The organism is Desulfofundulus thermobenzoicus (assembly GCF_009428905.1).
In the GTDB taxonomy this organism is placed as follows: Bacteria; Bacillota; Desulfotomaculia; order Desulfotomaculales; family Desulfovirgulaceae; genus Desulfofundulus_A; species Desulfofundulus_A thermobenzoicus.
Genome location: NZ_WHYR01000036.1, coordinates 11,631 through 36,225 on the forward strand (window position 1 = coordinate 11,631; position 24,595 = coordinate 36,225).

Below are 24,595 nucleotides of genomic sequence, written 5' to 3' on the forward strand. Positions count from 1 at the left end.
ACGGTTGCTGGCTCGATCCCCTTGAACTGGCTTACTGCCTTGAAATGGCCAAGGCCAGTGATTTGAAGCTGGTAAGTGCCGGTGCTAACTAAGCTGAATGGCTCGGCGAGCAATATGATCTTAGGAGATGGATAACCATGAATAAACTTCCCTGGACACCGTGGCACCAGGTCGTCCGGCTCCGGGACGATATCAGGTCGGGAGAGCTGTCGCTGGCCGTTTTTGCGGCCGACCTCTACGACGTGGTTATGGGCCGGGCCAAACCGGTTTACCAGGACCCGACTGAGTTTTTCGCCCTCACCTACCCCACCTTTAACCTGCGCGAGCTGGCCAGGGACGTGCTGAACCGTCTGGCTGGCAAAAGCGAAAAGGCCGTGCGGCAGCTGGAGCTCACCTACGGCGGCGGCAAGACGCACACCCTGATCACCCTCTACCACCTGGTTGCCGACCCGGCAGGACTGCCGGACCTGCCCGCTGTGAGAGAGTTTATCGAACACGCGGGAATCACCCCGCCCGGGGCACGGGTGGCCTGCCTGCCCTTCGATAAGCTTGACGTTGAAAAGGGGATGGAAATCAAGGCGCCGGATGGACAGGTCCGGTGGCTCAAACACCCCTGGAGCGTGCTGGCCTGGCAGATCGCCGGGACTGAGGGTCTGCGCCTCCTGCACCCGGACGGCGCGGATGCCGAACGGGAGAGCGCCCCGGCGGAGAACCTCCTGACGGACCTGTTTGCCCTCCCGGGCCGGGAGGGGCTGAGCACCCTCATCCTCATGGACGAGGTGCTCGTGTACGCCCGCGAGAAGATCGGGCTTGACCCGGTGTGGCGCGGCCGGCTGCAGAATTTCTTCCAGTATTTAACCCAGGCGGCTACGAAAGTAGAGCGGTGCGCGGTGGTCGTTTCCCTTTTAGCGAGTGATCCCAGGAAGAGTGACGCCCTGGGCAAGGAAATCGCCAAGGAGATGTACGATATCTTCCGGCGCGAGCAGGAAGAGGGCGTTCAGCCCGTAGTGAAGGAAGATGTGGCGGAGGTGCTGCGGCGCCGTTTGTTTACGGCGGAATCCATCCGCGACCGGGAGGCTTTTCGTCCGCACGTGATGGCCGCGCTCAAGGGCATTACGGAACTGGATGATCAGACGAAAAAAGACGCCAAGGCGGCCGAGGAGCGCTTTCTGCGCAGTTTTCCCTTCCACCCGGACCTGACGGAGATTTTCTACGTGAAATGGACCCAGCTGGAAGGCTTTCAGCGGGCGCGCGGCGTGTTGCGGACCTTTGCGCTGGCCCTGCGGGAGGCCGAAAAATGGGATCATTGCCCGCTCATCGCGGCGAATGTGTTTCTGAGCGCTCCGGGCAGCGGGGACATCTCGGCTGCCGCCAGGGAGTTGACCACGGTTGCCGCCAGCGAGGAGTATGAAGGAAAGCGGCAGGAGTGGGCGGGTATCCTGGAAGGAGAGTTGGCCAAGGCACGGGCGATTCAGGCCGAAACCCCGGGGCTTAAATTCCGGGAGGTCGAACAGGCCGTGCTGGCTGCTTTTATCCACTCGCAGCCCATTGGCCAGAAAGCACTGACCCGCGAACTTTTTATCCTGCTCGGCCATACGCGCCCGGACAGGATCGATTTGGCAAAGGCGCTCGGGCGCTGGGCCGAGGTTTCCTGGTTCCTCGACGAGGCGGCGCTCAGTGACGCCGAAACACGCGGCGATGGTCGCCAGGCGCTGCCCAAAACCTGGCGGTTGGGTTCGAAGCCCAACCTGCGGCAGATGCACAGCGAGGCGTGCCGGCGGGTACCGGCCGAACTGATTGAGGCCAGGCTCATTGACGCCATCAGCGGCCTGAAAAGCCTGACCGCCGGGGCCTCGGCGGCCGGCGCCAGGGTGCACAATCTTCCGGAACGGCCGAAGGATATCGAGGACGACGGCGAGTTCCATTACGCCGTTTTGGGGCCGAAGGCGGCCTCCACGGCGGGTAATCCGAGCGTGGAGGCCAAACGCTTCATCGAAGAAACGACCGGTCCCGACAGGCCACGGGTTTACCGCAACGCCGTCGTGCTGGCGGTGCCGTCGCGGGAGGGGCTGGAAATCGCCCGCGACCGGATCCGGGAATATCTCGGCTGGGAAGAAGTGCGCAATATGCTGAAAGGGCAGGAAATTGACCCGGTGCGGGCCGCGGTGCTCAACGCCAGGACGGAGGGCGCGAAGAAAGAAATCGCCGGGGCGGTCCGGCAGGCTTACTGTCTGGCGGTAACGGTTTCGGAGAAGAATGAAATCCTGGCTTACAAGCTTACCGTGGGAGCAGAGCCCCTTTTTAACATTATCAAGGCCGATCCCCGCGTCCGCATCCAGGAGACGGCAATAAGCGCGGAGGCGCTCTTGCCCGAAGGCCCCTATAACCTCTGGCGCGAGGGGGAAACGGCGCGCCGGGTAAAGGATTTGGTCGGTGCTTTTGCCCAGTTCCCCCACCTGCCGAAGATGCTGCGCCGGAAGGAAATCCTGGAAACGTTGATCCTCGGGGTCAAAGAAGGGCTCTTTGTCCTGCGTGCGGTGCGTCCGGACCGGTCGGTGCGCACCATCTGGCGCGCAGAGCCCCTGGAGGCGGACCTCAAGGATCCCGGCCTGGAGCTCGTGCTGCCGGAGGCGGCCACCCTGTCGGAAATTCCCGCCGCTCTTCTGGTTCCCGGGGTGTTGCCGGGGCTGTGGCCCACCCCGCCCGGGATCGCCGTTCGGGACGTGGTAGCCTTTTTCCGCGGCGGAAATGTCGTCCAGGTGCCCAGGGAGGGATATATCGAACCGGTGGTCATTCCCAAGGCTGAGCCGGAAGTAGTTTACGCGGCGATAGCGGAGGCGGTTGAGGCGGGGAAGCTATGGCTGACCACGGATGCAGCCAGCGTCTTCGCCGAAGAGATACCGGCCGGCGTCCTGACCGGAGACGCCAGACTTCAGCCCCCACCGCCCCCGGTTCCGGTAACCGCGGTGCTCCCGGATAACCTCCCGGCGGCCTGGCCGGGTCAAAAGACAACCGCGCTGGGTATCGCGGCGGCTCTTTCACAAAAGGCCGGCAGGAGTCTTCCGTGGGTGACGGTGCGGGAGGCCATAGACGGGGCAATCAAAGCCCGGCTGCTGGAAAAAACCATAGATTCAGGTCCCTGGCCCTGTGATTTCGGCGGCGCGCGGCAGGTCAAGCTCCGGGTGCCGGCCGGGGAGGTGGTGCCGCCGCCCGCACCCCCGCCGCCACTGCCGCCGCAGCCGGGTTTCAAAGCGGCCCAGGCAGAGTTGCGTCCCCATCAGATCCAGGATTTAGCGGAGATCATCGGCGAGCTGGTTAACGCCGCTGCCGGCTACGAGCTTGTCTTCAGGCTGCGGGTCGAATTGGGCGGCGCCGGGACGCTGCCCGATGAAGTCGTCCAAACAGTCAACCGGCTGCTTGCCGGGGTCGCGAAAGACCTGCAGCTCAAGTAGCCATTCAGGATTTCTCTGTTTGGAACGGGGAGTGATTTAATGGACATTCTGGCCGTCCTGACGGAAGGGAAAATCCGGGACCGGTTTTCCGTAGCAGGACATCCCCCTGCCTGCCAGTTCCAGGCACTTTTCAGCCTCCCGGGTTGATTCTTTAAAACCTTTTCCAGACCATTCCACGGCGAGGGGGTTTTTAAATTGCGCTTCTTACATACCTCCGACTGGCACCTGGGCCGTACCCTGGAAGGCCGCAGCCGCCAGGAGGAGCAGGAGGAGTTTTTAAGGGAGCTCTGCCGCCTGGTCCGGGACGAGAGGATCGACGTGGTCCTGGTGGCCGGGGATGTCTTTGATGCTTTCAATCCCCCGGCTTCGGCAGAACAGCTCTTCTACGACGCCCTGGATGAGCTGGCCGCCGGGGGGAAGAGGGCGGTGGTGGTCATCGCCGGCAACCACGACAGCCCGGAAAGGCTGGTGGCGGCCTCCCCCCTGGCCCGGCGGCACGGGATTATTCTGCTGGGGCTGCCCCGGGAAGGGCCGGCGCCCTTTTTAATGGCCGATTCTCTCCGGACAGCGACTCCCGGCCGGGTGGCGGTGCCGGCCGGGGGGCCGTCCTGGCTGGAGCTGGCGGTGCCCGGTTGCGGCCACACCGCCGTACTGCTGGCCCTGCCCTACCCCTCGGAAGCCCGGTTAAGGGAGCTCTTCCAGAGGACCATCGAGGACGAGGCGGCGGTGCAGCAGGCCTACTCCGCCCGGATGGGGCGGCTGTTTGACCAGCTGGCTGTTAATTTCCGCCCGGAAACGGTAAACCTGGCCATGAGCCATCTTTTCGTCCAGGGAGGGCTACAAACGGACTCGGAGCGGCCCATCTTTTCCCTGGGCGGAGCCAATACCGTCCTGCCGGGGGATCTGCCCCTGGGCGCCCAGTATGTGGCCCTGGGCCACCTGCACCGGCCCCAGGCCGTGGCCGGTGCGGCCGTTCCCTGCCGCTATGCCGGTTCGCCCCTGGCCTATAGCTTTTCCGAAGCGGGACAGGCCAAGTCGGTGACGGTGGTGGAGTTGCAGCCGGGCCGTCCGGCCGATATAAAAGAAGTACATCTTTCCTGCGGCCGCCCCCTGGTGGAGTGGGAGGCCAGGGAGGGCCTGGACCAGGTGTACCGCTGGCTGGAGGAGGGCCGGGACGGCCGGGCCTGGATCAATTTAAAAATATGGGTGGATGCCCCCCTGCCCCTGGAGGAGGTCCAGAGGCTGCGCCGGGCCTGCGGGCGGTTTATCGATATCCGGCCGGTTTACCCGGAGAGACGGGATGGGGCGGCCCGGGAGTCCCGGGCCGGGCTGCCGGTGGATGAGTTGTTTGCCCGCTTTTATGAGCACAGGCTGGGGGTCAGGCCCGGTGAGCAAATGGTGGCCCTTTTCCTGGAAATTTTAAACGACGGGGAAAACCCGGAAGGTGGTGCCGGTGCCCCATGAAACCTGTTTATCTAAAGCTGGCCGGCCTGCACAGTTTCCGGGAGCCCCAGGAGGTGGACTTTGCCCGGCTGTGCGAAGGCGGTCTTTTCGGCATTTTTGGGCCCACCGGCAGCGGCAAGTCCACGGTCCTGGACGCCGTGACTCTGGCCCTGTACGGCCGGGTGGAGCGGGCTCCCCACGGCACGGCGGGCATTTTGAACCATGCCGGGGACCGGGTGCAGGTGGAGTTCGTCTTTGAGCTGGCTCACCCGGAAGGGCGCAAGCGCTACCGGGTGGAGCGGGTCTACCGGCGCAGCGGCGATGTGGCCGTGGCCAGTACCGCCGCGCGGCTGGTGGAGATTACCGCCGGCGGGGAAATACCCCTGGCCGAGAAAGAGACAAGGGTGACGGCCGGGGTGGAGGCCCTGCTGGGCTTGAAGGCGGATGATTTCACCCGGGCGGTGGTCCTGCCCCAGGGGAAATTCGATGAATTTCTGAAAAAGGTGAAGCCGGCGGAGCGACGCCAGATGCTGGAACGCCTCTTCGGCCTGACCGAATACGGCGACAAGCTGCGGCAGAAGGTGAAACAGCGTCTGGAGGCGGTGGAAAAGAGGCTGGCCGGCATCCGGGGCGAGCTGGAGGGACTGGGGGATGCCTCGGACGAAGCCCTGGCCCTGGCCGGAAAGGGGCTGCAGGAAGTGTCCCTGCGGGCTGCCGGGGCCAAAAGGCGGTGCCTCATAATGGAAAAGGAATACGAGGAAAAGAAAAATGTCTGGCAATGGCAGGAAGAGCTGGCCCAGGTGGAAGGTGATCTGGCCGTTCTGGAGGAACGCCGGCCGGCAATGGACCGCCTGCAGGAAAAGCTGGCTGCCGCCGCCCGGGCCCTGCAGGCGGTTCCTTACATACGGGAAGTGGATGAAGCGGAAAAAGCTTTCGAACAGGCCCGCTTTAACGTTGCCCAAACCGGAAACAGGCTGGCGGCGGCCCTGGAAAGGGCCGAAAAAGCATCAAAAGACCTGGAAGCGGCCCGCACCCGCCGCCGGCAGGAAGAACCCGTGCTTCTGGAAAGAAAGGGGCACCTGGCCCGGGCCCTGGAACTGGAGCGGGAAATTGATTCCTTGAAACAGCAGGGAACCGGCCTGGCCGGGGAATGCCGGGAACTGGAGCGGGAAAAGGAAAGGATAAGCCTGGCCCTGCAGGAGCACCGGGACAATAAAGATAAAATGGAGGGGGCAGTCAACCGCTGCCGGGAGGACCTTGCCGCCTCCCGGGTTGATCCGGAAAGGCGCCGGCAGGTGGCGGCTGCCGTGCTGGCCTATGAGAGGTGGCAGAAGGCCGAAGAGGATCGCTTGCAGGCCCTGGATGCCTTGAAGCAGAAAGAAGACCAGCTGGTCCGGGCGCAAAGTGCCCTCTCCACCGCCCAGGAGGTGGAAAAGCAGGCCCGGGCCGGGCTGGAGCTGGCCGAACAGAAGGAAAAGGAGACCCGGGAGTCCCGCCCCGGTGAGGAGGCTGCCCTGCAGGAGGCCGCCGGGGATCTGGAGCGCCGGCGGGCCCAGGTGGCCGCCGTGCGGCGCCTGACCGGGGAGATGGCTGATACAGCAGTTATACTGCAGGAGAAAGAAACCGCCTGCCGGCGGGCCCTGGATGATTTACGACGGGCAGAGGCCCGGCTGGATGAAGCCTCCCGGGCCCGGGAGCGGGCCCGGGAGGTATGCCGTGCCAGTGAAGAAAAAGTGGAAGAGCTTGGCCGGCGGCACACGGCTGCCCATCTGGCCGCCACTTTAAAGGAAGGGGAGCCCTGCCCGGTCTGCGGGTCGCCCCACCATCCGTCCCCGGCGGCGGCGGCAGGGGCGGGGGAACTGGCAGCGGCCCGGGAAGAGCTGCGCAAAGCCAGGCAATCCCTGGAGGACGCCCAGGTCACACTGGAAAAGGCCCAGCGGCAGGAGCCGGCCGCCCGGGAAAAATTTAAGGCCGCCGATCTGGCCGTGCAGGAGGTAAAAAAGCGCCTGGCGGCCCTGGAAGACGAGACGGCCGCCGTTCGGGGGGAGCTGCCCGCCGCCTGGGCGGACCTGTCCCCGGAACAGCTGGAGGCGGAAATAGCCCGGCGGGAGGATGCCCTGCGGCAAAGGCGGCAGAACCTGGCTGCCTGGCAGAGGGAGCTGGAAGAAAGGCAAAAGGGGCTGCAGGAGGCCAGGCAGGTCCACAGCCGGGCGGCTGTGGCCCTGGCCGCGGCTGAAAGCGCGGCAAAGGGTGCCCGGGAGGCCCTGCGGGAGGCGGCTGAAAAGGCCCGGCTGGCGGAAAGGGAAGCCCGGGAAAGGCTGGCGGAGCTGGATGCCCTGCGCCGGGACATTTCCGTGGAGGATGTTATTGCCGAGCAGCGCCGTATTGAAAGCCTGGATAAACAACGTTTCGTCCTGGAAAAGGAGCGGGGGCGGCTGGAAAAGGAACTGGCTGAAGTTGTCCGGGTAATAGAAAACCTTTCCGCCCGGGAAGGGGAGCTGGGTATCAAACTGGCGGCGGGCCGGCAAAAGCTGGAGAATTTACGGGCTCTCTACCGGCAAAGGGATGAGGAACTGAAGAAGATCACCGGCGGCAGGCCAGCTGCAGAATTGCTGGCCGGAGTGCAGGCACGCCTGCAGGAACTTTCCACGGCGGAAGACAGGGCCCGGGAAGAGGAAGATCTTGCCTCCCGGGAGAAAAGCGATTTGCAGCAGGCCCTGGCTGCCGCGGAAAAGGCCCTCCACCTGGCCCGGGATAGGATGGAGAAGGGGCGGGCCGGGTTGCAGGAATGCCTGCAGGAGCTGCATTTTGTCACCCGGCGGGAGGCGGAAGACGCTCTTTTAAGCATCGAAGAACAGGAGAACATGAAAAAGACTGTAGACGAATATCAAAAGGAAAGGGAGCGGCTGGCCGGTTTGCGGCGCAGCCTTAAGGAAAAGCTGGCCGGGCGCGGGCTATCGCCGGAGGAATGGCAGGATTGTTTGCACAAGCTGGAGGCCGCCCGCCGGGAAAAGGAGGAAGCCCTGAACGAAAGGGCCGTTGCCCGGGACAAATACCGGGAACTGGCCGGGAAAAACATGCGCTGGAAGGAATTGACCCGGCAGGCCAAAGAAACCGGCGATTTGAAGAACAGGCTGGAGACGCTGCAAAACCTGTTTAAAGGGAATGCCTTTGTGGATTACCTGGCGGAAGAACAGCTGGTCAACGTGGCCCGGGACGCCTCGGCCCGCCTGGGGGAACTGACCAGGCACCGCTATGCCCTGGAAGTGGGCTCCGATGGCGGCTTTGTCATCCGGGACGAGGCCAACGGCGGGGTAAAGCGCCCGGTAAGCACCCTCTCCGGCGGGGAAACCTTTGTCACTTCCCTGGCCCTGGCCCTGGCTCTTTCGGCCCAGATCCAGCTCAAGGGCCGTTTCCCCCTGGAATTCTTCTTTCTGGACGAGGGCTTCGGCACCCTGGACCCCGGGCTTTTGGAAGTGGTGGTCTCCACTCTGGAAAGGCTGCGCCTGGCCCACCTGAACATCGGCGTCATCAGCCACGTGCCCGAACTGCAGCAAAGGATCCCCCGGCGGCTGGTGGTCCACCCGGCCCTGCCCGACGGCACCGGCAGCCGTCTGGAACTGGAGATGGCTTGAGAATGTCTTTAGGAAGGAAGAGACTTCAGAGGCTAAGGGAAAAGGACGTCCACCTCGTCGGTGTAAAAATCCCCAAAATAGCGCAGGGAACTTTAAATCCCGCTTCCGGGAGGTTGAAAAAATGCCCGATGAAAACACCACCATCAAGCAACTGCGGGATCTGATGGCGGCCTTTGTCTTTGAGCGGGAATGGGAGCAGTTCCACACGCCCAAAAACCTGGCCATGTCCATTGCCATTGAGGCGGCGGAATTGATGGAGCTCTTCCAGTGGGCCGACGGGAAAGTCCCTTTGGAAGAAAACAAACTGGCCGCCCTCAGGCAGGAACTGGCCGATGTAATCATCTACTGCCTGGCCCTGGCCAATGTGACGGGGATCGACATCTCCGGGGCCGTCATGGAAAAAATAAAGATGAATGCCGGCAAGTACCCGGTGGACAGGTACCGGGGAAGGTATGAGTAAAACGAGGGAGAAATCTCTAAAAATTTTTCAGAAATGGAATAAAGCCGGCCTTCCCGGAAATTATAAAATACCGTGTTTTTGGATATGCATAAAAAGGTAATAATAGATATAGCAGTTTTCCAACGGGGAGGCATTTTTGTGAGCGATTTTCCCGGTGGGTTGGGTAGTTTCATCACCTTTATCCAGGTTTTCTTCGGTGTAATTATCGGGCTGTACTTCTGGAACCTGTTGAAGGCGCAGCAGGGCAGCCGGTCGGCGGTGGAAAGGGAATCCCGCAAGGAACTGGAAAAGCTCCAGCGTTTGAGATCCATCTCCCTGACCGAGCCCCTGGCGGAAAAGACCAGGCCAGGTAAATTCGAGGAAATCATCGGCCAGGAGGAGGCCATCAAAGCCTTAAAGGCGGCCCTGTGCGGTCCCAATCCCCAGCATGTGCTGGTATACGGGCCGCCGGGGGTGGGTAAAACGGCTGCGGCCCGGCTGGTTCTGGAAGAAGCGAAAAGAAATCCCCATTCACCTTTCAAGGAAAACGCCAAATTTGTGGAAGTGGACGCCACCACCGCGCGCTTTGACGAGCGGGGCATTGCCGATCCCCTCATCGGCTCCGTCCACGACCCCATTTATCAGGGGGCGGGCCCCATGGGTATGGCCGGCATACCCCAGCCCAAGCCGGGGGCGGTGACCAGGGCCCACGGCGGGATGCTCTTTATTGACGAAATCGGCGAACTGCATCCCATGCAGATGAACAAATTGTTGAAGGTGATGGAGGACCGCAAGGTACTCCTGGAAAGCGCTTATTACAACGCCGAGGATACCAATACACCCAGCCACATCCATGATATCTTTCAAAATGGTTTGCCGGCGGATTTCCGTCTGGTGGGCGCCACCACCCGCACCCCGGATGAGATGCCCCCGGCGCTGCGTTCCCGCTGTCTGGAGATTTTTTTCCGCCCCCTGTTGCCCGATGAGATCGAGATTATCGCGGCCAATGCCGCCCGCAAGGTGGGCTTCCCCCTGGACGAGCGGGGTCTGGCGGTGGTCAAAAAATACGCCACCAATGGCCGGGAAGCGGTAAACATCGTCCAGATAGCCGCCGGCATTGCCCTGACCGAGGGGCGCCAGCGTATAGACGCCGCCGATGTGGAGTGGGTGGTGCACAGCGGCCAGTACAGCCCCCGGCCGGAGAAAAAGGTGGGGGCCCAGCCCCAGGTGGGCCTGGTGAACGGCCTGGCCGTATACGGCCCCAGTATGGGCGCGCTGCTGGAGATTGAGGCCAATGCCCTGCCGGCGTCCAAAGGACAGGGCAAGGTTATTATCACCGGTGTGGTGGACGAGGAAGAAATGAGCGGGCGGGGACGGACCATCCGGCGCAAAAGCATGGCCCGGGGGGCGGTGGAAAACGTGCTTACCGTCCTGCGCCGTACCACCGAGGTGGATCCCCGGGATTACGACATCCACGTCAACTTCCCCGGGGGTATTCCCGTGGACGGGCCTTCCGCCGGAGTGGCCGTGGCCACGGCGGTTTATTCGACCATCACCGGCATTCCGGTGGACAACCGGGTGGCCATGACCGGTGAGGTATCCATCCGCGGCCTGGTCCTGCCCGTGGGCGGTATAGTCACCAAGGTGGAAGCCGCCCGTCAGGCCGGGGCCAAAAGGGTGCTCATTCCCCGGGAGAATTACCAGGATCTCTTCCGGCACATGGACGGGGTAGAGGTGGTACCCGTGGAGAAGCTGGAAGAAGTGCTGAAAAACGCCCTGCTGGAACAGCCTGCACCGGTACGCAAGTCCGGCCTGCCGGCCCCCAGGGAGGTGCTGGCGGCAGCCGGCCTGCTCCCCCCCACGTCGCTGTCCTCAAACCATTGTACCGGCAGTTGAGGAGGTGGGAGGTGAGAGGTTAGAAGTGGGATTAAGAAGGCTTTGGCAAAGCCAAAGCCAATAATAATCTCACATCTCACAGCTCGCTTCTCACATCTCAAGTGTACGTCCACCTGTACACGGCCATGCGCCTTTTTTTATCCGGTTGTCCTTTTACAGCACCTGTCCCGCCACAGGAAATGCCTGCGGTAAGGCGGGCGAGGTGCCGGGGTTAAAATATAGTTTGACTGTACTAAAGTAATCGCGAAAATATAACAAAAAATAATCATTATCAAAAAAATTATCGTTTTTGCCCGGCTTTTCAGGCCGGGTTGCTTTTTCGTGGCACTTATTGCTATGGCAGTCTCACCGGGTCTATGTTAAAATAATGTGTGTATTTCCTTAACCAGTTATCCAACCAGAACGCAGAAATAATCCGAGAAGGAGGTGCAGCTATGGAGCCGTCAGTACGGGTCTTACCATTGCTGCCCTTAAGGGGCATACTGGTATTTCCCTACATGGTCATCCATCTGGACGTGGGCAGGGAGAAATCTGTACAGGCCATTGAAGAAGCCATGATCCGGGACCGGAATATTTTTTTAGCCACGCAGAAGGAAGCACAGACCGACGATCCCGGCATCGATGATATATATCGTGTTGGCAGTGTGGCCGAGGTAAAGCAGCTGCTCAAGCTGCCCGGCGGCACCATCCGGGTGCTGGTGGAGGGCCTGGCCCGCGGCCGGATCAGGCGGTATCTGGGGCAGGAGCCCTATTTCAAAGTGGAAGTGGAACAGTATTCCGAGGAGTTTACCAAAACTCCCGAAGTTGAGGCGCTCATGCGCAGCCTGGTCTACCAGTTTGAACAGTATGTGAAGCTGTCCAAGCGCATTCCGCCGGAAACGGTGGTCTCCGTGGTCAACCTGGAGGAGCCCGGGCGGCTGGCCGATATCATTGCTTCCCACCTCTCCCTGCGCATTGAGGAAAAGCAGCAGGTTTTAGAAGCGGTGGACATTGTCAAGCGGCTGGAAAAGCTGTGTGCCATTGTGGCCAAGGAACTGGAAATTGTGGAACTGGAGCGCAAGATTAACATCCGTGTGCGTAAGCAGATGGAAAAAACCCAGAAGGAATATTATCTGCGGGAGCAGATGAAGGCCATCCAGAAGGAACTGGGGGAAAAGGACGACCGCGTGGCCGAGGCGGAGGAGTACCGGGAGAAAATTGCCGAGGCCGGGCTGCCAAAGGAGGTGGAGGAAAAAGCGCTCAAGGAAGTGGAGCGCCTGGAGAAGATGCCACCCATGGCGGCCGAGTCGGCGGTGATCCGCACCTACCTGGACTGGCTTATAGCCCTGCCCTGGAGCAAGAGTACCCGGGATCGCCTGGATATCAAAGCGGCGGAAACCATTCTGGACGAGGATCATTACGGCCTCACCGAGGTTAAGGAACGCATTCTGGAATATCTGGCCATACGCAAGCTGGCCAAAAAGATGAAAGGGCCCATACTTTGTTTCGTCGGGCCACCGGGAGTGGGTAAAACCTCCCTGGGCCGGTCTATCGCTCGAGCGCTGGAGCGCAAGTTCGTGCGCATCTCCCTGGGCGGGGTGCGGGATGAGGCGGAAATCCGCGGCCACCGGCGCACATATGTGGGCGCCCTGCCGGGCAGGATAATTCAGGGGATGCGCAATGCCGGGTCCAAAAACCCCGTTTTCCTGCTGGATGAAATCGACAAGATGAGCATGGACTTCCGGGGGGATCCGTCGGCCGCGCTGCTGGAGGTGCTGGATCCGGAGCAGAACAACAGCTTCAGCGATCACTACATCGAGGTGCCCTTTGACCTCTCCAGTGTGATGTTCATTACCACGGCCAACGTGCAGCACAGCATACCGCGGCCCCTTCTGGACCGCATGGAGGTCATCTACATCTCGGGTTACACCGAAGAGGAAAAGGTGCAGATTGCCTTGAGGCACCTTTTACCCAAGCAGGTTAAAGAACATGGCCTGACCCCGGAAATGATCAGCATCTCCGAGAATACCATCCGCCGTTTGATCCGGGAATACACCCGGGAAAGCGGCGTGCGCAACCTGGAGCGCCAGATTGCCAACCTTTGCCGCAAGGCCGCCAGGCAAATAGTGTCCGGGGAGTCCCAGAAGGTGCGCGTCACGGTGCAGAACCTGGAGCAGTTCCTGGGTACGCCCAAGTTCCGCTACGGCGTAGCCGAGCAGGAGGACCAGGTGGGCGTGGCCACCGGCCTGGCCTGGACCGAAGTGGGCGGGGACACCCTGGCCATCGAAGTGACCGTCTACCGGGGCAGCGGCCGGCTGACCCTGACGGGCAAGCTGGGCGACGTGATGAAGGAGTCGGCCCAGGCCGGTTACAGCTACGTACGCAGCCGGGCCGTGGAACTGGGTATCGATCCGGAATTCTTTGACAAGCACGACATCCACATCCATGTTCCGGAGGGGGCCATTCCCAAGGACGGCCCGTCGGCGGGTATCACCATTGCCTGTGCCCTGGCCTCGGCCTTTACGGGGCGCAAGGTGCGTCATGATGTGGCCATGACCGGCGAGATCACCCTGCGTGGTCGCGTTCTGCCGGTGGGCGGCATCAAAGAAAAGGTGCTGGCGGCACACCGGGCGGGGATCACCACGGTGATCCTGCCCCGGGATAACCACAAGGACATGGAAGATATACCCAACAATGTAAAGAGTAAGATGCATTTTATAGAGGTGGAACACATGGACGAGGTGCTGGAAGTGGCCCTTCTGGAAAAGGAGATGGAACCCGGCACCGATGAACTGGGTTCCACCCCTTCCGAGGTTCCGGAAGTATCCTATCCGGTAATCTCCGACAAGGAGGACCCGGCGACCATCCATGAACATTGTTTCTGCCCGTTTAATTAAAAGTGTGGCCTCCATGGAACAATGCCCGGCCGGCGGCAGGCCCGAAATAGCCCTGGCCGGGCGTTCCAATGTGGGCAAGTCTTCCCTGTTGAACTGCCTGGTCAACCGCCGGGGGTTGGCCCGCACCAGCAGCACCCCTGGCCGGACTCAAACCATAAATTTTTACCTGATCAACGACCGTTTTTACCTGGTGGATCTGCCCGGCTACGGCTACGCCCGGGTGCCGGAGAGAGTGCGGGTCCGGTGGGGGCCGCTGATCGAAGGCTACCTTTCCCGGCGGCCTGAACTAAAGGGGGTGGTGCAGATTGTTGATCTGCGCCACCCGCCCACGGAGCAGGACGTGCAGCTGTACGGCTGGCTGCAGTATCACCGGATTCCCGTGGTGGTGGCGGCCACCAAGGCGGACAAACTTTCCAAAAACCAGGCCATAAAACAATTGTCCGTGGTACGCCGCACCCTGGAGTTGCAGGAAGAAGATACCGTGATCCCCTTCTCGGCGCAGACCCGCCAGGGCAGGGATGAGTTGTGGAAGCTGATCGGGCAGTGGGTGGAAATTCTATAGAAACGCGCCGCTAATCCAAAAGCACGGCGTTGCGGAGCGCCGGTGCTGCAACCTCACTGTATGCCGTGCCTTACCGGGTTGGCTGAACATGCACCCGAAAGGGACGTTTTTATATGCCCGGTAATCGCCATATACTCCTTCGCCGTTTTTCATCCCGCCCGGGATCATATTTGACCATTTCCAGCGCCCTTTCGGCAAACCGGTTATCCACCATTTCCCCGGCCGGTACCACCCGGCGCACTTCCCGGCTCTGATCTAAAAGACCCATCAGGCGGTTGTATCCTTCCGCCGGGATGACCGGGGTGGCGGCCCAGGTTTCCTGCCGGCGGTACCTTTCCACAGCCTGCGTAAGAAGGCTCTGGTCAACGCCGTTTAAATAGGGGCCGGCCAGGGCGGCGGCTTCCGCCGCGCCGTGATGGGCCAGCCACAGCTGGGCCTGGTAGACGGCGTTGGTGAATTGCTGCAAAGCCCCGGGGCTGGTTTGTATAAACTGCTCCCTGGTTACGTATACCACCCCGGGAAGGGGACCGGCATCACTACCCAGGGAAGCCACCACCTTCCCCTGCCCCCGGGCTTCCATTTGCGAAGCCCGGGGTTCCGCCACCAGGATATAATCCCCCGACCCGGCCTGGAAGGCCCCCGGCCGCAAAGAGGCTGGAATATTGGTGTACAGGGTGACCTCCCGGTTGGGGGCAGTTTTATTTTGCCGTAAAATACCCTCCAGGAGTACCGTTTCCCGGCTTTCCGGCCACCCGGCTATCACCGATTTACCCTTCAAGTCGGCCCATTGAAAGTCATTTTTACCTGCCCTGGCCACCAGGAAGTGGGTGTCCCGGGCCGTCAGGGCGGCAAAGACTATCGGAGCGGTCGAACCCTCCGCCCGCCGGTAAATGGCCTGCTCCAGGCCGGTTAACACCACATCGGCCCGCCCCGATTCCAGGGCGGCCATCAGCGTTTCGGCGGTGGCGGTGTTTTCTATCTTTACATCCACTCCCTGTTCTTTAAAGAACCCCCGGGCCTGGGCTATGTACTGGGGCAGGTATTCCACCGACGGGGGACCGGTCATCAGGTGGATGGTTTCCACCTTCCCCGTCCTTTCACTCCACCATTTCACGGCCATGGAGCTAATAGTCAGGGTCAGGCTCAGGATGATCAAAAGGGCCAGCACCACTGCAGGCCTTCTCATCTTTCCACCTCCCGGATGCACTTCTTCTTCCTAAATATGTATTTCCTCTTTGCCAGTTAATGCCGGGAAATTTGTCCCGCCGGACCTTTTGGATGAATATTCCAGATGGACAGGCATATGATTATTCCAAAGATTCTCCACGGGGGGGGATGGCTGATGATCAAAGGAGTAACATTCGTGCACTGGAACCGCTGCGGCAAAGCCGGCGGAGGGCAGATCAGGCCGGGGGCAGTGTACCGGGGGATATTGTGGGCCTTCAGTTTTACCCTGATTGCCTTTGTCTGTTTCGGTCTGGTACTGCTGTCGGCCGGAGCCCGCACTTTTTCCGGCGGCCCTGTGGCCACCGCAGTGATTATTGCCGGTGCGGCGGCGGGGGGAGTCTCGGCCGGGAACAACGCCCGGAACCCGGGCTGGCTGCACGGCCTGCTGGTAGGAACCGGCTACGGCGTCACTCTGGTGCTGCTGGGCGTGTTGGCGGCGGGCGGGGAAGTGCTGCAGCGGTTGGATGTGGCTACCCGGCTGGGAACCTGTACCCTTGCGGGGGCCATGGGCGGTGTGGTGGGAGTGAATCTGCCCGCCCCCGGCCGGTGGTTCCGGTGGAAGGAAATGCTGGAGAGAAAAGTAAGCCTTCGCCTCCGGCACTGTTCTTTACGGGGACAGGCCCGCCGGTTGTTCAGAGGGTAACCCTTAATAGTTTGGTAGCATTAATACCGGGGCCACGGTTCAGTCAGCCGTGGTCTTTTTTTGGAGTTCCCCCCGGACGATGAGAACCCATTATGTTGCCAAAACAATGCTGCAACATTATAATGTTTAACGAGCCGGCCGCAATTCTACGGGACAGTTAAACAGGGATGGAGAGGAGAAGGCTTTTTATGGCTGAGTTTGACATGCCCACCACCTACGATCCCCGGGCGGTGGAAGAAAAGTGGTACCGTTACTGGGAGGAAAACAAGTTTTTCCATACGGAAGTGAATGAGAAGCAAAGGCCCTTTTCCATAGTCATGCCCCCGCCCAACGTCACCGGACAGTTGCACATGGGACATGCCCTGGACAACACGCTGCAGGACATCCTCATCCGCTGGCGGCGCATGCAGGGCTACAACACCCTGTGGCTGCCTGGTACCGACCATGCGGGCATTGCCACCCAGGCCAAAGTGGAGGAACAGCTGGCCAAAGAAGGTCTGGACAAGTACGACCTGGGCCGGGAAAAGTTTTTAGAACGGGTGTGGGCCTGGAAGGAACGGTACGGCGGGCGCATCACCCACCAGCTCCGCCGCCTGGGCGCCTCCTGCGACTGGGACCGGGAGCGGTTCACCATGGATGAGGGCTGCTCCGAAGCGGTAAAGGAGGTCTTCATCCGGCTTTATGAAGAAGGTCTGATCTACCGGGATAACTACATCATCAACTGGTGTCCCCACTGCCGGACCACCATTTCCGACATTGAAGTGGAGCACCTGGAAAAGCCAGGCCAGCTCTATTATATCAAATACCCCACGAAAGACGGCACAGACGCCCTGGTGATAGCCACCACCCGCCCGGAAACCATGCTGGGGGACGTGGCCGTGGCCGTACACCCGGAGGACGAACGTTACCGCCACCTGGTGGGCAAAACCCTGGTTCTGCCCCTGGTGGGCCGGGAAATGCCGGTGATTGCCGATGAATATGTGGATCCCTCCTTTGGCACCGGGGCGGTAAAGATCACCCCCGCCCACGACCCCAACGACTTTGAGGTGGGGCGGCGGCATGACCTGCCCCAGGTGCGGGTGATCAATAAAGATGCGGTAATGGAAGGGGAGATACCGCCGGCCTACCGGGGTCTGGACCGCTGGGAGTGCCGCAAAAAGATCGTGCGGGATTTAAAGGAACAGGGCTACCTGGTAAAAATAGAGGACCTCACCCACGCCGTGGGTCACTGCTACCGCTGCAACACGGTTATTGAGCCCATGCTTTCCCGCCAGTGGTTTGTGCGTATGAAGCCCCTGGCCGCACCGGCCGTAAGGGCGGCCCTGGAGGGACAGGTGCGTTTTATACCCGAGCGGTTCACCAAAATCTACTTGAACTGGATGGAGAACATCCGGGACTGGTGCATTTCCCGGCAGCTGTGGTGGGGCCACCGCATTCCGGTATGGTATTGCCGGGACTGCGAGGAGGTCATGGCCGCCAAGGAGCCGCCTGAAAAATGCACCCGCTGCGGCTCCAGTCACCTGGAGCAGGATCCGGACGTGCTGGACACCTGGTTTTCCTCGGCCCTGTGGCCCTTTTCCACCCTGGGCTGGCCGGAAAAGACGGCGGAACTTTCTTATTACTACCCCACTTCCGTGCTGGTTACCGGCCGGGACATCATTTTCTTCTGGGTGGCCCGTATGATTTTCAGCGGACTGCATTTCATGAAACAGGTACCCTTCCGGGAAGTGTTCATCCACGGCCTGGTGCTGGATGCCCTGGGGCGCAAGATGAGCAAATCCCTGGGCAACGGGGTGGATCCCATTGATGTGATCGAAAGCCACGGGGCGGACAGCCTGCGCTTCATGCTGGTGACGGGCAACACCCCGGGCAACGACCTGCGCTTTCATTTTGAACGCCTGGACGGGGCGCGGAACTTTGCCAACAAGATCTGGAACGCCTCCCGTTTTGCCCTGATGAACCTGCAGGATTACGATCCGGCGGTAGCCCCGGGCCGTGAACACCACACCCTGGCCGACCGGTGGATTTTAAGCCGCTACCAGGCCTGTGTGCGGGAAGTGACGGACTTCATGGAGGCCTACGAACTGGGTGAGGCGGCCCGGGTGCTCTACGAGTTTATCTGGAGCGAATTCTGCGACTGGTACATTGAACTGGTGAAGCCCCGCCTTTACCGGGGTGAGGACGCCCGGGACCGGGCCTGCGCCCAGGATGTGCTGGCCACGGTGCTGCGGGGGATCATGGAACTGCTCCACCCCTTCATGCCCTTTATCACCGAGGAAATCTGGCAGCGCCTGCCCCATGAGGGGCGCACCATTATGCAGGCTCCCTGGCCGGCTTACCGGCCGGAGCTGCGGGATGAAGGGGCGGAAGGGCAAATGGCGGTGTTAATGGAGGTCATCCGCTCCATCCGGCACATCCGGGGTGAAATGAATGTACCTCCGGGCAAGACGGCCCGGGTCATCCTGGTGGCGGCGGACGGAAACGTCAGGGATCTATTGCAGGTGGGGAATGGCTACATTCAGGATCTGGCCCGCTGCCGGGTGCAGATCCGGGGAGAATTGACCCGGGTGCCGCCCCAGTCGGCCCACGGCGTGGCCCGGGGAGTGGAGATCTATGTCCCCCTGGCCGGGCTTATTGACATCGACCGGGAAGTGGCCCGCCTGCAAAAGGAACTGGCGGCGGTGGAAAAGGATCTGGCCAGGGTGCGGGGCAAACTGAAAAACGAAGGCTTCCTGGCCAAGGCCCCGGCCGAGGTGGTGGAAAAGGAGCGGGAGAAGGGGGAGGAACTCTCCGGCAAGGCATCGGCCATCCGGCAAAGGCTGGCGGTGCTGGGGGGATGAAAGTTTTTTAGAGGAAAGGGTGACCGGAAGATTTCCCGGTCACCCTGCCATATATAAAGAGGGCTTTTTAGGAGGTAGAATTTATTTGACCGGCGTCCGCCTTGCGGCGGCCGTCGTTTTCCCCGAACTTCCAGATTTCCGCCACAGCCTTCAGATTATCGGCCAGGGTGGTCAGCTCATTGGTGATGGCGGCCGTTTCCTGGCAGCTTGCCGCCGCCTGCTGGGCCACGGCGGCAATGGCCTGTACTCCACCCACCATCTGTTCCGTGCCCGTCGCCTGTTCCCGGGCGGAGGCGGCCAGTTCTTCGATGCTGTCCACGGTGAGCCTGATCTGGGATATGATGTTCCGGAAGGCTTCCTGCACGTCCCCGGTGAGCTGCAGTCCCTGTGCCACGGCCGTCACGCTTTCCCCGGTGGCACCCTGGATGCCGGCCACCAGCTGGGTGATCTCCCGGGTGGCCCGGGCGGAATTCTCCGCCAGGCCCCGCACTTCCTCGGCCACCACGGCAAAGCCCCGCCCGTGTTCCCCGGCCCGGGCCGCTTCAATGGCCGCGTTTAAGGCCAGCAGGTTGGTCTGGGCGGCGATATCTTCGATCAACTGGACGAACTGGCCGATGCGGGCGGAGCTTTCATCCAGGGTGCGGATTTTTTCATGGATCACATTCATGCCGTTAATCACCTTGTCCACCGCTTCTCCCCCCTGCCGGGCGGTCAGGTCCGTTTCCCTGGCCAGGGCGGCCGTTTCCTGGGCCTTTTCCGCCGATTCCCTGGCCGAACGGGCCAGATCTTCAATTTCCTTAAGAAGCTTTTGCACCTGACCGGCCTGTTCCTGGCTGCCGGTGCTGATCTGTTCCGTGCCCGATAAAATCTGGCCGGTGGAAGCAGTCAGGCGTTCGGAGTATTCCCGCACCAGGCCGAACCATTTGTGCACTCCTTTCAATACCTTGCGGATATTGGTAATCAGCCGGTCCAGCTCGCCCCAGCCGAAATTTTTTTCTTCGATTCGTTCGGTGAGATCCCCGGCAATAGCCTTGTCCGTTTTGGCAATGACCATGTTTACGGCGGCCTGCAGGGAAGAATAAAGGATGGTGGCGGAAAGGCCGGCCAGCAATACACCGGCCGCCGCACCGGCCAGGGTAACCGGCCAGTTGCCGCCGGCCAGCCGGGTGGCCAGAATGGCCACGGCCACAGCCACCAGAGCCAGGACGGAGGTTAGCAAAGTTAGTTGTCGCCGTAATTTTCCCACTGTCATCCCTCCATTTTGGTTCTTGTAAATAGAATATTCCTCACATACCCTTTCGGAAATATTATAACATTCTTAACATTAATCGGACACTATTTTTAACAGTAGGATTTGGCCTCATCCTGTCGAATTGGGTCAATAGGGATTTTTCCATCTGTCATAGAGGTGACTGGAGTTGCAATATGATGAAGCCATGAGCTACCTGCAAAACCTGACCAAATTCGGCTTTAATTTCGGTCTGGGCCGCATTCAGGAATTGCTGCGCCGCCTGGGCGACCCCCAGGACAGGTTGAAGGTGGTGCATGTGGGGGGTACCAACGGCAAGGGTTCCACCCTGGCCATGGTGGCGTCCGTATTGAGTGCGGCCGGTTACGCCACGGGTGCCTTTACCTCACCCCATCTGCATTCCTACACCGAGCGGTACCAGATCAATGGAGTGCAGATCTCTCCGGAGCGGGTAGCCGCCCTGATCACCGGCTTGAAGCCCCATCTGGAAGCCATGGTGGCCCAGGGCTTTGAACACCCTACGGAATTTGAAGTGAGCACGGCCATGGCCTTCCAGTACTTTTACGAAGAAGGGGTGGACTTCCTGGTTCTGGAGGTGGGCCTGGGGGGGGCCATTGATTCCACCAATGTGGTGAAAAATCCCCTGGTAACGGTGATCACCAATGTGGCCATGGACCATATGGATTACCTGGGTCACACCATTAAAGAAATAGCCACCGTCAAGGCCGGGATCATCAAGCCGGGAGCGCCCCTGGTGACAGCCTGCACCGGGGAGGCCCTGGCGGTGATGGAAAGGTTCTGCCGGGAAAAGGGCGCACCCATGGTGCTGGTGGAGGGGAACTCCGGCGGTGGAACACCGGGGCCGGTTTCTGGTTCAGGGGATGGTTTGCCCGGAGACGGGAATGCCGGTCATGCCGGGCCAACCGATTCCCAGGTCCGGGAGAAAGGCCATAGCGCGGCTCGGGTACCGCTCAAACCGGAGGTAAACGGAGCGTTCCCCTTATACCGGACGGTCTTCTGGGAGGCCGGTCCCGGCAGTTTTGACCTGGGCGGGCAGTATTTAACCGTGCATGGTCTGCACCGTATCTACCGGGATCTGTTCATACCCCTTTTGGGGCGGCACCAGCTGGCTAATGCCGCCGGAGCGGTGGCGGTGGTGGAACTGCTTGCGGAGCAGGGCTATCCTGTTTCCGAAGCTGCCCTGTACCGGGGCCTGGCCGCCGTGCGCTGGCCGGCCAGGCTGGAAATTGTGTCCAGAGACCCCCTGGTGTTGTTGGACGGTGCCCATAACTACGACGGGGCCGGGAGCCTGGCCCGGGCGCTGGATGATTACTTTTCCGGTAAAGGTGTGGTGCTGGTTATCGGTATGCTGGGGGACAAGGAGCGGGGCCGGGTGATCCACGAGCTGGCCCCCCGGTCCCGGGCGGTGGTGGTCACCAAACCCAACAGTCCCCGGGCCGGGGACTGGCAGCGCCTGGCCGTGGAGGCGCGGAAATACACACCGGAGGTCTACACCATCGAGTCCATTCCGGGGGCGGTGAGACATGCCCTTTCCCTGGCCCGGCCAGGCGAACTGGTCTGCATCACCGGGTCCCTGTACATGGTGGCCGAAGCCCGGGAGCTGTTTTTAAACCGGGACGGCACAGGCAATTAGCCAAAGGGAACAAGAGAGGAATGTGACAGGGAACCGTCCCCTGTCACACCCCAGAGAGGAATGTGACAGGGAACCGTCCCCTGTCACACCCCCTGTCACACCCCTGTCACACCGGGCTTTTCCGGCGGCGGCCGGTCCTGGATATCCTGGATAAAAAACCAGCGGGCAACCCATAATACCAATCGATCGGACACAACCGGAAAGAATATGGGGGAGTTAGGTCACCCGCCGGAAGTGATAAAAGGGGAGGCCGCACCCTTCTCCGGAATGCATTGTGGCACTTGATTCCAGGCAGTTTTGTTTAGTGTACAGGGGTGTTCATATGTTCGGTATTATGCGCAAATTGTTCCGCATGTTTCCGTCGTCGGGCAAAAAGCCCTCCTTTCAGGATAGCCAGGCCCAGTGGGGAAAAAGCCACGAAGCGGAAGAGCTGAAAAAGATCAACCTCAGCTCCCGGCTGGACGACAACCTGGCCCTGTTGAAAGAGATGCTGGGGCATTGCGTGGATTTTGAAATCCGGCTGGTCCGTCTGGATCCCGATGGGAACATGCGGGGGGCGGTGGTCTTTTTTGACGGTCTGACGGACAAAAACACCATACATGATACGATTATCAAGGGATTGACTTTGGATTCCCGTATGGCCGGTTTGCGGGCCGGCAGTCCTGAAGAAATGTTTTCCATGGTCAAAAATAGTATAGTTAATGTAGCTTCTGTGGAAGAGGTCCGTACCCTGTTTAAATTGCTGGACGGTATCCTGTATGGGGAAGTGGCCGTGCTGATAGATGGGAAGGATGCGGCCCTCACTTGTGAAGCCAAAGGTTGGCCCACCCGCAGCATCGAGGAGCCGGCCAGCGAGTCCGTGGTCCGGGGACCCAGGGAAGGGTTCACCGAGATTATTCGTACCAATACCTCCCTCATCCGCCGGCGCCTGCGCAATCCCAACCTGGTGGTGGAGGGAATCAAACTGGGGGAGCGTACCCGCACCCAGGTGGAGATAGCCTATGTAAAGGGGCTGGCCGATCCCCGGCTGGTGCAGGAGGTAAAGGAGCGCCTTTCCCGGATAAAGGTGGACGGCATCCTGGAAAGCGGCAATATCGAAGAGCTGATTGAGGACCACCCCTTTTCCCCCTTTCCGCAAGTATTCCATACCGAGCGGCCCGACCGGGTGGTGGGCATGCTGCTGGAGGGGCGGGTGGCCATTCTCACTGACAACACCCCCTTCGTCATGGTGGTGCCGGCGGAGTTTGCCGTTTTCATGCAGGCTTCCGAAGATTATTTTGAACGCTATTTCCTGGCCAGCGCCATCCGCTGGTTGCGTTATTTCGCCTTTATCGCCTCCTTGCTTTTCCCCTCCCTGTATATAGCCATTACCACCTTTCACCAGGAGATGCTCCCCACCCGCCTTCTGCTCAGCATTGCCGCCTCCCGGGAGGGGGTGCCCTTCCCGGCCTTTGTGGAGGCCCTGTTGATGGAATTTTCCTTTGAAGCTCTGCGGGAGGCCGGTATCCGGCTGCCCCGCAACGTGGGCCAGGCGGTGAGCATAGTGGGCGCCCTGGTCATTGGCCAGGCGGCGGTGGCGGCGGGCATTGTGTCCCCCCTGATGGTCATTGTGGTGGCCATGACCGGCATTGCCTCCTTTATGGCTCCGGTGTACAGCCTGGCCATTACCACGCGCCTGCTGCGCTTTCTCATGATGATCCTGGCGGCCACCCTGGGGCTTTTCGGGGTGATGATGGGTCTGCTGACCATACTGGTGCATGTGACCTCCCTGCGCTCCTTCGGCATTCCCTATCTGTCCCCCCTGGCTCCCATGCATGCGGCGGATCTGAAAGATGTCTTGTACCGCGCCCCCATGTGGGCCATGAACACCCGGCCCGCGGAGCTGGGCAAGATGGATTCCAGGCGCCAGTCTCCGGGGTTGAAGCCCGGACCGGCGCAGGGAAGGCAAAGGGAGGGCGGCGGCGGTGCACGGGAAAAAGATTAAAGGTCGAGCACCGCAGGGCTCCGGCTGTCCCCAATCCGGGCGGCCTATGCGGCTGTGGGGGGTCTTTTTCCTGTTGCTGTTCGTGTCCGCCACCTGCACGGGTTGCTGGGACCACCGGGAGGTATGGGAGGCGGCCGCGGCGGCGGCCGTAAGCCCTACCGTAATGTGGATGTGGAAGCGGAGACGGTTTTTGACGCCATCCGCAAACTATCCATGGAAACTCCCCGGCGGCTTTTTTTTGCCCATAACCAGGTAATTGTTCTCTCGGAAAAACTGGCCCGGGAAAAGGGAATCCCACCGCTTCTGGATTTTTTCGACCGCAACCCCCAGATCCGGCGGGATACCTGGGTGGTGGTGGCCCGGGGGAATGTCAAGGAAATCATGGACGTGCCCAGCCAGCTGGAAGTAACCCCGGCCCAGCGGATCATGGGCATAATTAACAACCGGGAGCTTTCCTCCCAGTTTGCCATCACCCGGCTGGGTGATTTTATAGAAATGACGGAGGATCCGGGAGTGGAGCCCTTTACGGCCATTATCGAAATGATACCCAATACAGCCGTCAGCCACGTGGCTTTTCATCCCGGGGGGCCGGGTCCGGAACCTCCCTATGATATAAAGCTCACCGGCACGGCCGTCTTCCGCCGGGATAAACTGGCGGGCTGGCTGGATGAACGGGAAGCCCGGGGGCTTATGTG

The 24,595-nt window shown here is 60.9% G+C and carries 14 protein-coding genes; 12 read left to right on the forward strand and 2 right to left on the reverse strand.

Going from position 1 to position 24,595, the window contains the following annotated elements; translation table 11 throughout:
- The first annotated feature begins 137 nt into the window (after positions 1-137).
- From GFC01_RS12530 to yihA, 7 genes are all read left to right on the forward strand, one after another.
- The gene (locus tag GFC01_RS12530) at positions 138-3,452 is read left to right on the forward strand and encodes a DUF499 domain-containing protein (RefSeq protein WP_152947460.1); all 3,315 of its coding nucleotides are present in this window, start codon (positions 138-140) and stop codon (positions 3,450-3,452) included.
- A 195-nt stretch (positions 3,453-3,647) separates the two neighbouring features.
- Complete coding sequence (locus tag GFC01_RS12535; protein WP_152947461.1) at positions 3,648-4,916, forward strand: exonuclease SbcCD subunit D; 1,269 nt, start codon at positions 3,648-3,650, stop codon at positions 4,914-4,916.
- Positions 4,913-8,530 carry an AAA family ATPase gene (locus GFC01_RS12540; protein ID WP_152947462.1) on the forward strand — a complete coding sequence of 1,206 codons (3,618 nt, stop codon included), beginning with the start codon at positions 4,913-4,915 and terminating at the stop codon, positions 8,528-8,530. The genes GFC01_RS12535 and GFC01_RS12540 overlap by 4 nt, the downstream gene beginning before the upstream one ends.
- Positions 8,531-8,651: 121 nt before the next feature.
- The gene (locus GFC01_RS12545; RefSeq protein WP_152947463.1) at positions 8,652-8,990 is read left to right on the forward strand and encodes a nucleotide pyrophosphohydrolase; all 339 of its coding nucleotides are present in this window, start codon (positions 8,652-8,654) and stop codon (positions 8,988-8,990) included.
- Positions 8,991-9,128: 138 nt separating this feature from the next.
- Positions 9,129-10,865, forward strand: a complete 1,737-nt coding sequence (gene lonB, locus GFC01_RS12550; RefSeq protein ID WP_341473953.1) for an ATP-dependent protease LonB — start codon at positions 9,129-9,131, stop codon at positions 10,863-10,865.
- 434 nt (positions 10,866-11,299) lie between these two features.
- Positions 11,300-13,741 (forward strand): endopeptidase La, encoded by a 2,442-nt coding sequence (gene lon, locus GFC01_RS12555; protein ID WP_152947465.1) that lies wholly within the window; start codon positions 11,300-11,302, stop codon positions 13,739-13,741.
- The gene (gene yihA / locus GFC01_RS12560) at positions 13,713-14,303 is read left to right on the forward strand and encodes a ribosome biogenesis GTP-binding protein YihA/YsxC (RefSeq protein ID WP_152947466.1); all 591 of its coding nucleotides are present in this window, start codon (positions 13,713-13,715) and stop codon (positions 14,301-14,303) included. The genes lon and yihA overlap by 29 nt, the downstream gene beginning before the upstream one ends.
- 109 nt (positions 14,304-14,412) lie before the next feature.
- Here yihA and GFC01_RS12565 read toward each other — a convergent pair whose 3' ends face one another.
- Complete coding sequence (locus tag GFC01_RS12565) at positions 14,413-15,489, reverse strand: ABC transporter substrate-binding protein (protein ID WP_152947467.1); 1,077 nt, start codon at positions 15,487-15,489, stop codon at positions 14,413-14,415.
- Positions 15,490-15,645: 156 nt separating this feature from the next.
- Between GFC01_RS12565 and GFC01_RS12570 the strand changes: the two genes are divergently transcribed.
- Together GFC01_RS12570 and GFC01_RS12575 are read left to right on the forward strand one after the other, a co-directional pair.
- On the forward strand, positions 15,646-16,173 hold the full coding sequence (locus GFC01_RS12570) for a TIGR04086 family membrane protein (protein ID WP_194174942.1): 528 nt from the start codon (positions 15,646-15,648) through the stop codon (positions 16,171-16,173).
- A gap of 188 nt (positions 16,174-16,361) precedes the next feature.
- Complete coding sequence (locus tag GFC01_RS12575; protein WP_152947469.1) at positions 16,362-19,013, forward strand: valine--tRNA ligase; 2,652 nt, start codon at positions 16,362-16,364, stop codon at positions 19,011-19,013.
- A gap of 67 nt (positions 19,014-19,080) precedes the next feature.
- On the opposite strand, the gene GFC01_RS12580 is transcribed toward GFC01_RS12575, so the two are convergent.
- Positions 19,081-20,259, reverse strand: coding sequence for a methyl-accepting chemotaxis protein (locus tag GFC01_RS12580; protein WP_194174943.1), 1,179 nt, complete (start codon positions 20,257-20,259; stop codon positions 19,081-19,083).
- A 190-nt stretch (positions 20,260-20,449) separates the two neighbouring features.
- On the opposite strand from GFC01_RS12580, the gene GFC01_RS12585 reads away from it, so the two are divergent.
- The 3 genes from GFC01_RS12585 to GFC01_RS12595 form a co-directional block, all read left to right on the forward strand.
- Positions 20,450-21,916, forward strand: a complete 1,467-nt coding sequence (locus tag GFC01_RS12585; protein ID WP_194174944.1) for a bifunctional folylpolyglutamate synthase/dihydrofolate synthase — start codon at positions 20,450-20,452, stop codon at positions 21,914-21,916.
- A 322-nt stretch (positions 21,917-22,238) separates the two neighbouring features.
- On the forward strand, positions 22,239-23,900 hold the full coding sequence (locus GFC01_RS12590) for a spore germination protein (protein ID WP_152947472.1): 1,662 nt from the start codon (positions 22,239-22,241) through the stop codon (positions 23,898-23,900).
- A 123-nt stretch (positions 23,901-24,023) separates the two neighbouring features.
- Positions 24,024-24,595: Ger(x)C family spore germination protein (locus GFC01_RS12595; RefSeq protein WP_423244394.1), on the forward strand; the 572-nt coding region annotated here is incomplete at its 3' end.

Coding starts and splice junctions, on each gene's coding strand:
- yihA (WP_152947466.1), top strand. CDS start 13,713: ATGAACATTGTTTCTGCCCGTTTAATTAAAAGTGTGGCCTCCATGGAA.
- GFC01_RS12570 (WP_194174942.1), top strand. CDS start 15,646: ATGATCAAAGGAGTAACATTCGTGCACTGGAACCGCTGCGGCAAAGCC.
- GFC01_RS12575 (WP_152947469.1), top strand. CDS start 16,362: ATGGCTGAGTTTGACATGCCCACCACCTACGATCCCCGGGCGGTGGAA.
- GFC01_RS12565 (WP_152947467.1), bottom strand. CDS start 15,489: ATGAGAAGGCCTGCAGTGGTGCTGGCCCTTTTGATCATCCTGAGCCTG.
- GFC01_RS12545 (WP_152947463.1), top strand. CDS start 8,652: ATGCCCGATGAAAACACCACCATCAAGCAACTGCGGGATCTGATGGCG.
- GFC01_RS12530 (WP_152947460.1), top strand. CDS start 138: ATGAATAAACTTCCCTGGACACCGTGGCACCAGGTCGTCCGGCTCCGG.
- GFC01_RS12540 (WP_152947462.1), top strand. CDS start 4,913: ATGAAACCTGTTTATCTAAAGCTGGCCGGCCTGCACAGTTTCCGGGAG.
- lon (WP_152947465.1), top strand. CDS start 11,300: ATGGAGCCGTCAGTACGGGTCTTACCATTGCTGCCCTTAAGGGGCATA.
- GFC01_RS12590 (WP_152947472.1), top strand. CDS start 22,239: ATGTTCGGTATTATGCGCAAATTGTTCCGCATGTTTCCGTCGTCGGGC.
- GFC01_RS12585 (WP_194174944.1), top strand. CDS start 20,450: ATGAGCTACCTGCAAAACCTGACCAAATTCGGCTTTAATTTCGGTCTG.